The following is a 14,155-nucleotide window of genomic DNA, read 5'->3' on the forward strand; positions in this document are numbered from 1 at the left end:
CTCAGAAAGTGGGGTAGCGGTCGTGATCGAAGCGGGCGCGGTTCTCGCGCGACGCCGCAGGAAGGGGCAGATGGCGATGGCCGAAGAGCAGTGCGCCGCTGGCATTGCCGTCGTCGCCACGCAAACGGAAGCGCCAGATCAGCTGTGCCGGTTCGCTCGTCAGGTTGATCGGCGGCAGCATCGCCGCGCCGCGCCATAGCGGTTCGAGCAAGGCGCCATCGAGGAAGTCGTCTTCGCTCACCGCGAGGCCGGCAAAGAAGGTGTCGGCATCAATGCCGCGCCGCGTGCTGCTCGCGAGCGGCAGCACGCCCACCGGCGGCAGGTAGCGGAACACGCTGGCTGCCTGCAGGCCGGCAGGCAATACGTCGCCCGCGTTGATCAGCTCGGCGATCTGCAGCGCGAACTGCCGGATGAAGGCTTCGCCCTCTGCCGTGCGGCGCCCGCTGCCAAGCAACAGAAGATCGGCCGCCGAGGCCGGCGCATGCAGGCTGCGACGCACCGCCCACATGTCCAGCCAAGCAAGGCCACCGGGCTGCCAGCCGAACAGCGCGAGCGGCACCTCGTTATCTGCCACCACGCCGGCCGCATCGAGCAGACCGTAAGCGCGCAGCGGGTTATCGAGCCCGCCGAGCGGATCGGCGAGCGCCTCGGCCACCACGTTGCCGCCGAGCGCCGCAAAGGCCGCGAGGTGGCGCGCACGGTGCCGGCCGAGGGTACTGCTGTCGTTGAACAGCGGTGCGTCCGACCCCAACAGCGCACCGGGTATCGTCGCCAGCCGGAAGCGCAGCCCCGAGAGCCGCCAACGGGCGCCGCAACGGTTCAGCGCCGCGCCGCCCTCGCCCGATACACCGGGCGCCTGCTCGGCGGACAGCGCCTGCGCGGGGCCGACCAGCAGCACCTGCAGCGCGGTGCCGTACTGCACCGAGGGCGTCGGGTTGCCGCTGGGCTTGGGCCCGCACAGGCGGAATTCGCCCGGGCCAAGCGGTGCCGCCGGCGCGTGTGAATCGTCCGGCACCAGCGCGATGCGCAATGCGGCGGCGAGGCGCAGCACGCTGCCGTCTGGCGCAATCGCGGTGCCGGGCGACAGGTCCACCGCATTAAGCAGCGAACCGTTCGCACTGCGCGCACGGGTGACGACCAGCCCACGGGCGATACCGGTGCCGGCCGCGCTGGCGATGGCGGCATCGCGTGCCGCGCTGGCGGCCTGCTCATCGGCCATGTCGCGGCCGGAGAGCAGACGCCCGCCGAAGAAGTTCACCGCGCGCAGCGCACCATCGAAGTAGCCGGGTGCCGCGGCTTCAGCCAGCGCGCTCATGGCAGCTCCCCGTACTGGCTGATCTCGACCATCAGCGCCATGCCGTTGTCGAAGCCGATTGGCTTGCCACCGAGCGCCAGCGTGACGACGATGCCCTTCTCGCCAAAGCTGCTGAAGCCCACCGTCAATACCGGGCTGTCGAGCTTGGCCACCGCGATCGCCTTGAGGATGTACATGTGCTTGCGGTCGGCATTGGGCTGGATGTAGCCATCGAAACCGATCGTGAAGGGCGCGCGGTCTACAAGCTCGAGCTTGCCGAACACCGGGCCGCGCGTGCCGTCGAAACCGATGATGCCGGCCGCGACGATCTTCACGCCCGCAGCTGCGGGCGGTGCGCTCACCGCACCGGGCCGCCACGCGTCGATCGTGGCATCCCACACCAGCGCGTCGCCGTTGCTGGGTGCCGTATCGACGACTTTGCGCTTCTGCAGGCCGGCCACCGTGTTGTCGCCCGCGGGGCCGTTCGCGTCTCCCCCCAGCACCACCGGCGCGCCACCACCGGTGGGCGCGGGTACTGGCCGCCAGACGCTACCGTCAAAGCCCAGCAGTTGGCCGCTCGCAGCGCCGGTCGCGACGAGGCCGACGCCCTGCAGGGCGGTGATCTGCGCCGCGGTGATCGCCCCGGTCAGATCGCCGCCGGTCGCCGGCAGCGTCGGCGAACCATGTGTGTGGTCTGCCCGCGCGTAGGCGAGGCTGGCGCCCACCGCAGCGGTCTGGTTGAACAGGGTCTCCGGCACCACATCGGTCGCGGCCGCCGGCTGCGCGGTCTGGCCGAGGCCGTAGAGTTCCTGCAGCGTGCGGGTCGGCAGCAGCAGCGGGCGGGCGCTGTCGTCCAGCGTCAGCGAGGCGACGTCGAGCGCGCCGGCATTGAGGCGGAAGTGCAGGCTCGCGAGCAGCACCGGCTCTTCCGGATGCAGCGCGGTCGGCGCCGCAGGCGGGCCGGCGTCCACCGGCACTTGCGGCCGCACCTCGGTCACCCACACCCGCTCGGCCAGCGCGATCGCCGCATCGAAGTCCGCCACCGCCACCTGCCACGGCCCGCCCACCGCTTCACCGGCGATCAGCGTGCGCACCAGCGCCGGCACATCGGCCAGCGCGAGCGCGGTACCCGCCGAGGGCGCGGGACGGATCGCGCGGATCAGGCGACCGAAGCGATCCGTCATCCATTCCTCGACCTGCGCCGGCGGTTCGGCGACGAAGGCGAGATGGAAGGTTTCCGCGATCCGCGTCGCGACGCCCTCGCCTTCGCCGCAGCAGGGCGTAACCGGCAGCGGCAGGCGGTCGGTATCGCACTCGTGGTAGCCGAGCACGACATGCGCGCGCTGGAAACCGGCGTCGTCTGCCGGCAGCAGCGTCGCCGCATTCGCGCCGACCCAGGCGGCAAAGTCGGCGCACTGCCGCGCATCGACCCGCACCACCTTGCCGGCGACCGTCAGCGCAAGCCCGGGCTCGACCCGCACCTCGCTGCCTGACAGCGACACCGCCAGGCCCAGCGCAGTGCCGTAGCCGTGCAGCACGCGGTTGTGCTGGCGATCGCGCTCGAGGAAGTAGAACTGCTCCTGCTCGAATTCATCGGCGCCAAGAATCTGGCCCAGGCTGTAGCGCACACGCTTGTCGGCTTCGGGCGTCGACGGCGTGGCGGCAGTGGAGAAGGCGGCGTCACTCATGAGCGATTCTCCCGGAGAGGGATTGTGGTGAACGGGGAGGCCGTTCGGGCCTCAGTGTTTTGAATGCGGTACTCGCGCATCGCCGCGGAGTCGACACCCCAAACGGCGCGCGTGGCGGACTGAGCACGTCTGTCTGGGAGAGTGGTACCAAGCCCGACGCTTGACTTGCGAATTGGCGATTGCGACTTGCGATTGGCGCAGTCGGTTTGCTGGCGTGCGTTGGCCGGGGTCCCGCCCCCGGCGGGCGTGTTACTTCTTTTGCTTCGCCAAAAGAAGTAACCAAGAAAAGGCGACCCGGCGTTCGCGGTCAGGCACAAGTGCCTGACTTCCCTCGCGTGCTCACGAAATCGGGCGGCTGCGGAACTCGGCCCTGCGGGCCTCAGACAGTCCTCGCCGTCGGCGCTCCGCGCCGATCCCCCGACCCCGCTGCGCCACTCGACGCTCTCGACGGGACCCGAAATCAAAACCATCCGTCGCGCAACGCCTGCGCGCTGTTCGCAGCCTGGATGGAACGCAGCGGAATCCGGGGCAGGCGTATCCAGATGCTCAACCGCACATCCCGGATTCCGGCCTTCGGCCTGCATCCAGGCTACGGAAATCCGACAGCGGTGAAACGTCGACGCTTTTCCCTCCCCCTCTGAAACGCCGAGCAGCGCAGCGTTGTCGGGTTCCGACGTGCGCAGCACGGCGGGGCCGAGGACTGTCTGAGCTCCGAGCGCAGCGAGGGCGAGTTCCGCAGGCCCCCGGCGACGCGAGCAGCACAGGGCACCCCGCCACAGGCGGGGCGTTGAAGCGGGGCAACTTTCTTTGGGTACTTTCTTTGTTCGCACAAAGAAAGTACCCCGGCCGCCGGGCCGGGACCCGGCTTCAGCGGGAAGGCCGACGCAAACCGGCAGCGCAAATCGCAAGTCGAAGCGTTGGGCTTCGCCAAGCTCAGCCCAACCTACGCCCCAATGCGCAGCTAGAGCATCCCGCCAGGAACCAAGAACGCCCCCAATCACGACAACACCCCCAAACTCCCCAAGCGATCCCTATCCACCGCCCACCGCGCCGCCCCTTCCGGCGGCGCAGCCAACCTCGCCATCCCCAAATTCGCGAAATCAACGATGGCCGCCGCAATCGGGTCGTCCGCCGCGAGCTGCGTTTCGTACCCGACGCGCGCAGCCCCCAGGCGGAAGGCGTAGTCGACCGTCTCCACCGAGCCGGCCACATGCGCCGGCAGGGCAATCGCGAGCACATCGCGCACACGCGTGAGCGTGGCAGCAGAACCAACCGCAGTGCGCCGTACCGGCACCCGCACCACGAGTGTGTGCGCGGCGCCGTTCGGGCGTTCGAGGTAGCGCACGTCGCCGGGGCGCTCGGCGAGCGGTGCGTCGTCGTCGAAGATCGACGGGTCGACGCAGGGGTCGGTCGCGATGCGAACGAGGCGTTGCAAGGCCGGAAGCGTGCCGCGGCGTGCCAGCAGACGGTGGCCGTAGCGCACCAGCAGGCGGCGCCGGCGTTCGTCGAGCTGCGCATCGAGCGCAAGGCCCAACCAGCCGGCCAGCCAGGGCAGCGCTTCGCGCGGCGCGGTGCGTGCGTCGAACAGCAGCTGCACCGCGGCGAGGCGATCTTCCCAGCTGGTGAACAGACCCTCGACGTTGGCGAGGAAACGTTCGAGGAAGTCCGCAGCAATCGCGTCCTCGCGCCAGCACGCGGGCAGGTAGCGCAGATAGTCGAAGCGCGGGTACCAGATCCGCAGCGCGCCAACGCGTGGCGTGGCGAGGCCGTTGCCGAGCAGCACGATGCGCAGTTGCGCATAGCGGCCTTTAACCCCTTGCAGCAGGAGTTCGCGACTGCCGCGTTCGCACTGGATCGGCTGCGCATCGCGGCGCGCGAGCCAGGGCAGTTCGGCGCCAATCGCTCGCGGCACCAATGCGGGTTGATCGCGCCAGGGCGCATTGCGCAGTCCGGCAAGGTCGTCAGCCGCGCGCGCCTGGATGCGGATCGCACAGGCGGGCGGAATAGCCACGTCCATCACGATGCGGTGCCAGGTGCAGCCGGGCTCGCCGGCATCAAAGGGCGGGCGCGCCGCCGTGCCGGGCCAGGTATCGACCTGCAGGCTGCGGCTGTAACGCGGCCGCCGCTGCACGACCAGCGGCACCCAGTGCCCGTCGCTGTGCAGCCCACCGGCCTGACGGCCGGCGGCTTCCCACGCATCAGCCAGGAGCCCTGCGGCTCCTGCAGTAGAACGCTGGCCCGGCTGTGCTCCGGCCTGACGGCCGAAGCCTGCGCCGGTCTCGTGGTCGTACTTCGGCGCGCCGGCAACCGACACCAGGCCGCGCCCGCCGTATCGCCGCATCGGCAGGAATTCGGGCAGCGGCTCCAGCGACAGCACACCCGCACGCGCCACCAGCAGGATGCGGAAGGCCTGGTTGCCATCGTCGCCCACCACCCACAGTTGCGCGCGTGCCGCGCCGCCGTCGTCCGCTGCGGGGGCCCCGGCCAGAAGTGCATGACCGGCGAGGCGGAAGGCATCGGCGTCTTCGTCGGCAATCACCGCGCGCACCGCGTCAAGGCTCAGCCGCACGCGCGCCACCGCGGGGTCGGCCGACACGATCACCAGCGCGCCCCAAGGATCAGCGTCACCCGCCAGCGGCGTGTCGAGCAGGATCACGCGGCCATCCGGCAAGGACTCGACCGCGATGGGCGAACGCAGTGCCAGAGCGATCGCATGGGCGAAGTCGATCCGCTTCGGCGCAGGTGGCAGGGCTCGCGCTCCGCCGCCCTGCGGCCCGAAGTCACCCGCTTCAGCAACCGGAGCCGCGCCGGCTGGCCCGACGCTGGCGAGCCGGCGATCAAGCCGCCACAGCCGGGCATCGACCGGCATGGCCGGCGGTGCGTCAGCGGGTAGCGCGCGGTCGAGAATCCACAGACCACAGGCATCCGCCGCGATGTCGCAGGGCATGAAGGCGCGCACGCCGGGCGCCGCGTCAGGCCACGCCAACCAGCGCGGCGGCCCGCCGGCGATGAGGTCGAAATCAAGCAGACCAGCCGGTGCGATGCTGCCGGCGATCAGCCGGTGATCGGGCGACATCGCGAGGCCGGCGAGTTGTGGCGCGGCTTCATCGGCCACCGAGGCATCGCCAAAGCGCGGCTGCCCCGCGCCACGGAACGCCGGCGTCGGTTCGCCCAGCAGCGGAAGCTCGGGGCCGAAGGCCTGGGTCACCGCACCGACAACTTCCGGCATCGGCCGCTCCACAGGCCAGAACACGCTGAGCTGCCCGCTCTGCGCGCACTGACGCAGGATGCGGCGGCCGTCTTCGTCGATCCAGAACACATTGCCATCGGCATCCGCCGCGGCACCGCGGCGGCTCGCGGCGCCAGGCTTGACGTCGAGCGGTGCCGCACGGAAGCGGAAGGCCTCGCGCGGCAGCATCAGCTCGGCGTCGTCCGCGTCCCAGCCTTCTGCAGCGAGTTCGCCCACGCTGGCACCCGCCGGCCACAGGGAAGCGAGCGTCGGCGAACCAGCGAGATCGCTGCGCACGCACGCGCCCCAATCCTCGGGGCCGAGCAGCAGCCAGTAGCGGGAGCCGTTGGAATCCATGTCAGAGCCCGCCCGGCCGCCCGAAGGGCTCTGAAGCCCCCTCGGGGGGGTGACGCGAGGCATTCGCGAAGCACTGCTTCGCGCTCGCCGAACGGGCCGGCGTCTTTAAGCCGGCCCTGCGCGAATAATTCGAGCGTGGGGGCATCATGGTCCTTAGCACTGATCCGGAATGAAGGGCACCGGCAGGCGGCGGTCGCCGCTTGCCACACCAGCGCGGCCCAAGGTCGCATCGCGCAAGCCAACCAGCGGGTTCTCGCCGGGTGCGAAGTCGCGTGCTTCGACCAGCAGGCCCAGCAGTTCCGGCTGATCGAGATCGGCGAATGCGATGCGCTCGGTCGGTTGCGGGCCGGAAGACGATTCCTCGCCCAGCAGCAGGTCGTTCACCAGCCGCACACCGGGCACCCGCGCGACCACTGCAAGTAGCTGTGCGGCGATCACCGGCGCACGCAGCGGCCAGCCGCCGGGCGTAATGTCGTCGATGCCGCCTGGCCGTGTACTGGCGTCGGCAAGCGGCAGCGGCGACAGGAAGGCCAGCAGCGCGGCCCGCACCCGCGGCCGCAGCTCGGCCAACGCGACACCGGGATCGGGTTCGAGCCCGACCGCGATCCACAGGCCGCGATAGCGCGGGCCGGTGACGTAGACATCGGTGGTGACGAGGCGGCGCGGATCAAGCCATTCGCACACCGCGCGCAGCGCCACCGGATCGGGCCGCGGCGCGTCCGGGTGCTTCGGGTCGCTGGCCGGCACCGCCATCACGGTGACGGCGCCCGCCTGCGCGCCCACATCCGCCTTGAAGGCGCTCAGCACTTCCACGCGTGCGAGCCGCACACTGGGCGTACGCAGCGCAAGGTCACGGAAATCTTCTGCGGTGACCGCGCGGTCGCGATGCCGCAGCCAGGCCTGGATGCTGCGCTCGCCCTCATCCGCCGACTCCGCATTGCGCCCGCCCCAGGTGGCAATCGGATTCGCAACGCTGAGCCCTGCAGGCAGGCGTGGCCCCAGCTTCACCGCACCCGCGGTGACGTTGCCATCCGCGCCCTGGGTGATGTCGTAGTCGACGAGGATCGTTGCATCGAAGGGCGGCCGCGCACCGCGCAAACCGTCGCCGAATTTCAGCAGGCCAGCCTCCGCATCCACCGCGAACACGCGACTCAGCTCGCCGCCGCCAGCGGGTTGCAGGCTCTGCGGCAAGCGCGCGTCGCGCAGCGCGATCTCGGGTGGCGCGGCGTACAGCTCGTCGGTCGCGGCCCACGGTGTGCCGGCGACCGAGACCTGCACGCTACCGGTGACGATAGGCCCCCGAGCGAAGCGGAACTGCTGATCCGGCGCGCCGCTGCCGAGCCCGATCACCTCGTTGCGCACCAGGTCGCGCTGTTCGACGGCGCAGGCGTTGATGCCGGCCCACAGCGGCGCAAGGCGCGCACCGCCCAGATCGCCTTCCGGCCGGATACGCAGCCACAGCACCACACGCGCATCGGTCTGCGGATCTTCGAACAGCGGCGGCAATTCGCCCGAGCCCGCTTCGAGCGGGTCGACATCATCAAAAGTCAGCAGCCCTTCGGCGGCCGGCAGTTCCACATCGAGACGCAGCGGTTCGACCTCGCCATCGCCGCTCATGCGCAGCGGCAGGCTGCGCCAGCTGGCGAGGCGATCCGGTGGCGGGCCAAGGTGATCGGCCGCAGCGATCTCCATCACCAGCTGCGGGGGCTTGTGCGTGACGCCCTCGCCCGCGGCGAGTCGTCGTGTGGTCGCGGGTTCGGGCGCCAGCACCATGCAAATCGTCAGCATCTTGCTGGCGATCGCGGCGCGGACGTCTTCGCGCGTGGCATTGCGGTCGGCGCTGCGGCGCAGGAGCGCAAGCCAGAAGCACTGGCCTTCGGTTTCGCCGATCTCGGTGCCGGGCGCACTCGCCAGATCCACGGTTTCATACAGGCTCAGCTCCGGCGCGGCGCCGCCGGTCGAGAAGCTGGCGTAGAGATCCTGATACGCGGCGAGCGTGACCGCGTCAGGCGAGGCGAGTGTGCGCTTGAACACCAGCGCGGATTCGACCGGCAGCACATCCAGCCCCTGTGTAGTGCGGAAGGGCAGGCTGCCAGCGCGCAGCGGTTCGCCGCAATTGAGCGTGAGTGTCGCAAGCGGGCCGCGCGCATTGTCGAACGCCACCACGCCACGTGCCGGCTGCGCCGGCAACAGCGGCACCCCGAGCAGTTGCAGGAACTTGAGGCGATTGCGCTCCGGAATCTGATTCGCGCGGTAGAGCATGTTCTCCGCCATGAAGGCGAAGAGCTCAAGTAGCGTGACCCCCGGATCGGCCTCGTTGAAGTTGGTCCACTCCGGTGTGTGCGACGGTATCCGTGCGATCGCCTCATCGGCGATATCGCGGAATGCGCGGTCGTCGAGCTTGGGCAGTTCGATCGGCATCAGCTGCCTCCGAGCGTGAGCGTCAGACCGACCCGTTCCTGCCGGCCGGTCGCAACAAGGCTGTAGGTGATCGTGACGCGCGCCGCAAACGGATCGTCCGGCAGCACATCGACATCGACCTGCGATACGCGGATACGCGGCTCCCATCGCGCCAGCGATTGCTCGACGCGGCCGCGGATCAGCTGGTGGGTGGTGATTGTGTTCGGCTCGAACAGGAACTGCTCGAGCCCGGCGCCGAACTCCGGCACGCCGACGCGCTCGCCGCGGTTGGTGGCAAGGATCAGGCGCACGTTCTCGCGGATGTTGTCCTCGCCCGACGAGCGGGCGAGTCGCCCGTCAGGGGTGATCGTGAGCGGCCAGGCCAGGCTGCGGCCGAGGAGGTGGTCAGCGTTCATGGTCTGGCCTCTTCTTCTGTCTCGCGTTCGCAGCCAGCACTCAACTGCGCGTTGAACCGCGCGTTGTGAAGCACAGCAACTTCGGCTGCCTTGTGCGGCATGCGATACACGGTGTCGTGGCTCAGCCGCGCGTTGGCCGGGGTCCCGCCCCCGGCGGGCGTGTTACTTCTTTTGCTTCGCCAAAAGAAGTAACCAAGAAAAGGCGACCCGGCGTTCGCGGTCAGGCGCTCGCGCCTGACTTCCCTCGCGTGCTCGCGAAGTCGGGCGGCTGCGGAACTCGGCCCTGCGGGCCTCAGACAGTCCTCGCCGTCGGCGCTCCGCGCCGATCCCCTGACCCCGCTGCGCCACTCGGCGCTCTCGACGGGACCCAAAGTCAAAACCATCCGTCGCGCAACGCCTGCGCGCTGTTCGCAGCCTGGATGGAACGCAGCGGAATCCGGGGCAGGCGTATCCAGATGCTCAACCGCACATCCCGGATTCCGGCCTTCGGCCTGCATCCAGGCTACGGAAATCCGACAGCGGTGAAACGCCGACGCTTTTCCCTCCCCCTCTGAAACGCCGAGCAGCGCAGCGTTGCCGGGTTCCGACGTGCGCAGCACGGCGGGGCCGAGGACTGTCCGAGCACCGAGCGCAGCGAGGGCGAGTTCCGCAGGCCCCCGGCGACGCGAGCAGCGCAGGGCACCGTGCGCGAAGCGCACGGCGTTGAAGCGGGGGCCGCTTCTTTGGTTCCTTTCTTGTCGGCACAAGAAAGGAACCCGCCCGCCGGGGCGGGACCCGGCTTCAGCGGGACGGCCGACGCAAACTGGCAACGCAAGTCGCAAGCCGAAACCTTGGGCTTCACGAAGCTCAGCCCTAGCTACGCGACCATTACCCGTGGCGCCGTTGCGCCCAGCAACAGAACCAAAAATCATGACCCGCCCCCCTTCTTCTTCAAGATTGGGAAACAGATCGCAAAGAACGGCAGCCACGCAAAGATCATGTCGAGCAGCGCGACCATCACGAGCAGCAGGATCAGCGCGCACAGCGTGATGATCGGAATCGACAGCGAACAGATCATGCCGAGCTGGTTGGGGTCGTTCTTCGAGCACGGCCCCATGTCGCCGACATCGAGATCCTTGTGCAGCGGCCACGGCAGCACGGAGCGCACGAGGTCGATCAGGCCGAGGCCCTTGGCGCGGGCGACCTGGCCGCAGAGCAAGTCGCTCATGACGAAGGCGGTGTTCTTGTCGAACTTGCGCAGCCCCGCGGCGCTGGTGTCGACCGGCAGGCCGATGCGGATCGGGCGCGCGGGCGCGTCGGGGTCGAAGAAGCTGGCGAGCTGGAAGGCCTCGGTGGGTGCCGAGAGCAGCGCACCGTGCTTGAAGCATTCCGGCTTCAGATACACGCAGCGGATCACGAACCAGTTCTCCGCTTCGAGCCGCGGCGGCGCGGTAACGTTAAGCAGCTTGGCGCGATCGGGTGCTGCCGGCAGCGCAGCGGCGGCGAGTTCAACGAGCCGGTTGAGCGCGCGGAAATGGCGACGCTCGAGCGGCGAGATCTGGAATGCCGCATCCTGTTCCGCCAGCGGCATCGGCAATGGCGCATCGGTGGGCACGACGCCGTCGGCGAGCGGATACAGGAAGCCCGGCCAGCCGCGCCGCGCCGCGAGCCCGGTCCAGGCGAACACGCCCGATGCCGCTTCCAGCGCGCTGCGTGCCGCATCGGCCGCGACCAGCGCAGCACACAGCGAGGACGGCATTGCGAACAAGCGCTGGGCGTTCTCGGAGACCGACTTGCCGGCGTCGTAGGCGAGCCCCTCCGGGTTGGCCTGATACGCGTTGCCCACCGCCTCGGCGAGCGAGTTGGCGAGCCCGCCCCCGACTTGCGCCGCATCCAGCGCATCGAAGAAGCCGCGCTCCGCCGCGCTCATCGCTGGCAGCGCGGTGCCGGCTGCACGTGCGCGCACCGCCTGCCACACGTTCGGGAGTTCGGCCGCCAGCCAGCTCGCGAAGTCGGTCAGCACATACCAGCCGCCGATCTGCATCGCCTCACGCAGACGACGACGTGCGAGCGTCGAACGCCCCTCTTCGTCGTCGAGGAATTTCTGATCCACCGCCACCGGGCTGCTGCGTTCATGGCGGTTGTAGTGCGCCCAGCCCTGTTCGATCAGCTGGCGCCAGGGGCCGGTGACCGTCTTGCGCAGCAGCGTGAGGCGCGCGTCATCGTCCTCCACCGCGCCGCTGTCGGACGCCGGCGGGGCTGCGGCGTCGTCGATTGCGCCGCCGAGGTAGGCCTCGCGCTTGCCGACCGGCACGAGGCCTGCCCACATCCTGCGCGGCCGCTCGCCGGCGGGGCCCGCCTCGCGCCATGCGAGCGGGAACAGCGGCAGCATCTCTTCGCCGTCCGCCGCCGCGTCGCTTGCCGCTACCACCCAACGTCCCCCGACCCAGGCGTACTCCTGCCACTGTTGCGGGTCGTAGGCGGTGTGCGTCGGCTTCGCGAAAGCACCTGCGGTATTTGCGGTGGTCGGCAGCAGCCGCCGCACGACGAAACGCACCGCCTCCTTCTTCGCGCTGTCGAGCGCGCGATCCGGCAGACCGGGCACACCGCACACGAGGCTCGCACCGACCAGGTAGTAACGTTGATGCGCGGGCTGGAACAGCTTCAGCGGCCGTTCGACCGGCGCCGCCACCTCGGGCGCCTCAGCCTGCACGTTGAGACGTAGCGGCTTGCCAATGCGCGCAGCGATGCGTCGTGCCAGGGGTGGTGCCGCGGGTGCGGGCTTCGGTGTCGCAGGCATGCCGTCGCGCCAGGTTTCGCCACGTGCCTGCAAGGCTGCAAGCGCCGCGGTACGCGCAGCGGAATCCGGCTGCGCGAGGATCGCCGCGATGCGCTCCATGAAGTCATCGTCGGCAAAACGCAGCAAGGCTGGCCGCAGCGTGCGCTCACGCACCCCGCCCCACAGCGGCGCAGGCGCCTGCCATACGCTGTCGTGATGAGGGAAGCGCGCGCGGTCCATGGCTACCAAATATTCCCGGCGCCGGGGGTATAGGAGGCGCTGATCACCGAGTTCGAAATCAGCGTGTCGCACTGGACCACGCCGGAGAAGCGCGACATGCCGGCGTTCACCGTGACCATGCCCGCATTCACCTCGACCATTGCACCCGCATTGACGGTGACCTTGGCTGCAGCGTCGATCGTGATGCCCGAGGTTTCGAGCTTGATCGAGTTGCCGTTGGAGTCGACCACCTCGACCTTGCCGGGGCCGTCCTGCAGCGTGATCTTCTGGCCGCCCGGGGTCTCGACGATGAACTTCTCCTGCCCGTCCTGATCGTCGAACGTGAGCTTCACGCCATTGCGCGAGCGGATCACCTTGCGGTAGTTGTTGCCGGCACCGTCCATCGAATCCGGCGGTGCATCGCTGCCGTTCCACAGTGCGCCGACCACGCAGGGGTGGCGCACATCGCCGCCCACAAAGGCCACCAGCACCTCATCACCCACATCGGGGATGAACCAGCTGCCGCGGTTGTTGCCGGCCATCAGCGTGGTCAGGCGCGCCCAGCTCTCGTAGTGCGCGCTGCCGGAATCCGGCACCCAGGGCAACTTCACCCGCACGCGGCCCTGGCCGTCCGGGTCCTTGATGTCGGTGACCTGGGCCGGATAAACGCCGTACCACGGGCCGCCAAGGCCGCTCGCGGCGCGGGTGCGGAGCTCGTCGCTCGGCATCATGACGCGTCCCCGATCCATGCGCGTTCGAGCGCGATGTCGCTGCGCAAGCCGATCCGATTGTCGAAACGATGCGTCACGCCAACAAGATCGTATGCACCCGAGAAGAGCGCGCCGACTTCGGCGATCTCGATCCGCGTGCCGACCTTCAGATCGGCGGTGGTTTCGGCCACGCCGTGCGCGACGACGAATCGCCGTGCACGTGCCGCAAGCCAGGCGCGGGCAATCGCGTCGGCCTCGGACTGCGTGGCGGGAAACACATGCGAGACAACTTCGGTGCGCGCCCCGAGCGCCTGCGAGATCAGATCCGCACCGCGGGTGCCACCGCCTTCGGACGACAGCGACGAGGCCGCCGCCTCGCCGGTGAGCGCGTCCTTCGCCGACACATCCCAACCCCCCACACGCGCCGTATCCACCTGATGCGCCAGGTCCGCAACGACACGGAAGCTGCGCAGGCTCGCACCGATCGTCAGCGTGAGCGGCGAACCGCGCCGGCTGCTGCGTTCGGCCGCATGCAAGGTGCGGTCGTCCACCCAGATTTCGAAACCACCGCGCCGCGCGCGTTCGCGCAGGAAGCGCAGATCGGTCTCGTTCACCTGCGCGAGCACGCGATGCGTATCGCCGGAGAGATTCACCTCCGGCTGCAGGCCGTGATCGTTCGCGATCTGGCGGATCACATCGGCGTCGCTCATCTGTTCGAACACCCGCGTGCGGCGTGCCATGCGCAGGCTTTGCAGGCGGTCTTCCGCGAGCACCGTGATGCCCGGCGGCGTGCCCTCTTCGAACGCGGCCTCGATCGCGCTGATGCGGCCACGGAACAGCGTCGCGTCGCCGACACGGATCTCGAGTTGCTTGCCGAAATCGAACACGCGGCGGTCGAAGTACAGGTAGTCCGGTGTGCCGTTGCGCGGGCCCCAGTTCTCCAGCGTCAGGCTGCAATGCGCGAGGCCGGCGTCGCTATCGCTCACCGCGAGTTCGCGCAGCCCGCTGGCGACCTGCGGATAGGTCTCGCCATCGATCACGACGGTCGGGCGTGCGGAGCGAAGGGCTTCCGGCGGCGGCATGT

The 14,155-nt window shown here is 69.5% G+C and carries 8 protein-coding genes; all 8 read right to left on the reverse strand.

What is annotated here, in order from left to right; translation table 11 throughout:
- Position 1: 1 nt before the first annotated feature.
- The gene (locus GGR36_RS12925) at positions 2–1,315 is read right to left on the reverse strand and encodes a hypothetical protein (RefSeq protein WP_183635154.1); all 1,314 of its coding nucleotides are present in this window, start codon (positions 1,313–1,315) and stop codon (positions 2–4) included.
- Entirely contained in the window at positions 1,312–2,982 is a 1,671-nt protein-coding gene (locus GGR36_RS12930; protein ID WP_183635155.1) for a hypothetical protein, read from the reverse strand. The genes GGR36_RS12925 and GGR36_RS12930 overlap by 4 nt, the downstream gene beginning before the upstream one ends.
- A gap of 997 nt (positions 2,983–3,979) precedes the next feature.
- Positions 3,980–6,568: a phage tail protein gene (locus tag GGR36_RS12935; protein ID WP_183635156.1), complete on the reverse strand. Its 2,589-nt coding sequence runs from the start codon at positions 6,566–6,568 to the stop codon at positions 3,980–3,982.
- Positions 6,569–6,721: 153 nt separating this feature from the next.
- Positions 6,722–8,989 carry a baseplate J/gp47 family protein gene (locus GGR36_RS12940; protein WP_183635157.1) on the reverse strand — a complete coding sequence of 756 codons (2,268 nt, stop codon included), beginning with the start codon at positions 8,987–8,989 and terminating at the stop codon, positions 6,722–6,724.
- On the reverse strand, positions 8,989–9,384 hold the full coding sequence (locus GGR36_RS12945) for a GPW/gp25 family protein (protein WP_172201404.1): 396 nt from the start codon (positions 9,382–9,384) through the stop codon (positions 8,989–8,991). The genes GGR36_RS12940 and GGR36_RS12945 overlap by 1 nt, the downstream gene beginning before the upstream one ends.
- 907 nt (positions 9,385–10,291) lie before the next feature.
- On the reverse strand, positions 10,292–12,382 hold the full coding sequence (locus GGR36_RS12950; protein WP_183635158.1) for a hypothetical protein: 2,091 nt from the start codon (positions 12,380–12,382) through the stop codon (positions 10,292–10,294).
- 2 nt (positions 12,383–12,384) lie between these two features.
- Positions 12,385–13,110 carry a phage baseplate assembly protein V gene (locus GGR36_RS12955; RefSeq protein WP_221229587.1) on the reverse strand — a complete coding sequence of 242 codons (726 nt, stop codon included), beginning with the start codon at positions 13,108–13,110 and terminating at the stop codon, positions 12,385–12,387.
- Positions 13,089–14,153, reverse strand: coding sequence for a phage late control D family protein (locus GGR36_RS12960; protein WP_183635159.1), 1,065 nt, complete (start codon positions 14,151–14,153; stop codon positions 13,089–13,091). The genes GGR36_RS12955 and GGR36_RS12960 overlap by 22 nt, the downstream gene beginning before the upstream one ends.
- Positions 14,154–14,155: the final 2 nt, after the last annotated feature.

The organism is Niveibacterium umoris (assembly GCF_014197015.1).
In the GTDB taxonomy this organism is placed as follows: Bacteria; Pseudomonadota; Gammaproteobacteria; order Burkholderiales; family Rhodocyclaceae; genus Niveibacterium; species Niveibacterium umoris.

Excerpts from the sequence above, each read along its gene's own strand:
- GGR36_RS12930 (WP_183635155.1), bottom strand. The coding sequence starts at position 2,982 with ATGAGTGACGCCGCCTTCTCCACTGCCGCCACGCCGTCGACGCCCGAA.
- GGR36_RS12940 (WP_183635157.1), bottom strand. The coding sequence starts at position 8,989 with ATGCCGATCGAACTGCCCAAGCTCGACGACCGCGCATTCCGCGATATC.
- GGR36_RS12945 (WP_172201404.1), bottom strand. The coding sequence starts at position 9,384 with ATGAACGCTGACCACCTCCTCGGCCGCAGCCTGGCCTGGCCGCTCACG.
- GGR36_RS12935 (WP_183635156.1), bottom strand. The coding sequence starts at position 6,568 with ATGGATTCCAACGGCTCCCGCTACTGGCTGCTGCTCGGCCCCGAGGAT.
- GGR36_RS12950 (WP_183635158.1), bottom strand. The coding sequence starts at position 12,382 with ATGGACCGCGCGCGCTTCCCTCATCACGACAGCGTATGGCAGGCGCCT.
- GGR36_RS12925 (WP_183635154.1), bottom strand. The coding sequence starts at position 1,315 with ATGAGCGCGCTGGCTGAAGCCGCGGCACCCGGCTACTTCGATGGTGCG.
- GGR36_RS12955 (WP_221229587.1), bottom strand. The coding sequence starts at position 13,110 with ATGGATCGGGGACGCGTCATGATGCCGAGCGACGAGCTCCGCACCCGC.
- GGR36_RS12960 (WP_183635159.1), bottom strand. The coding sequence starts at position 14,153 with ATGCCGCCGCCGGAAGCCCTTCGCTCCGCACGCCCGACCGTCGTGATC.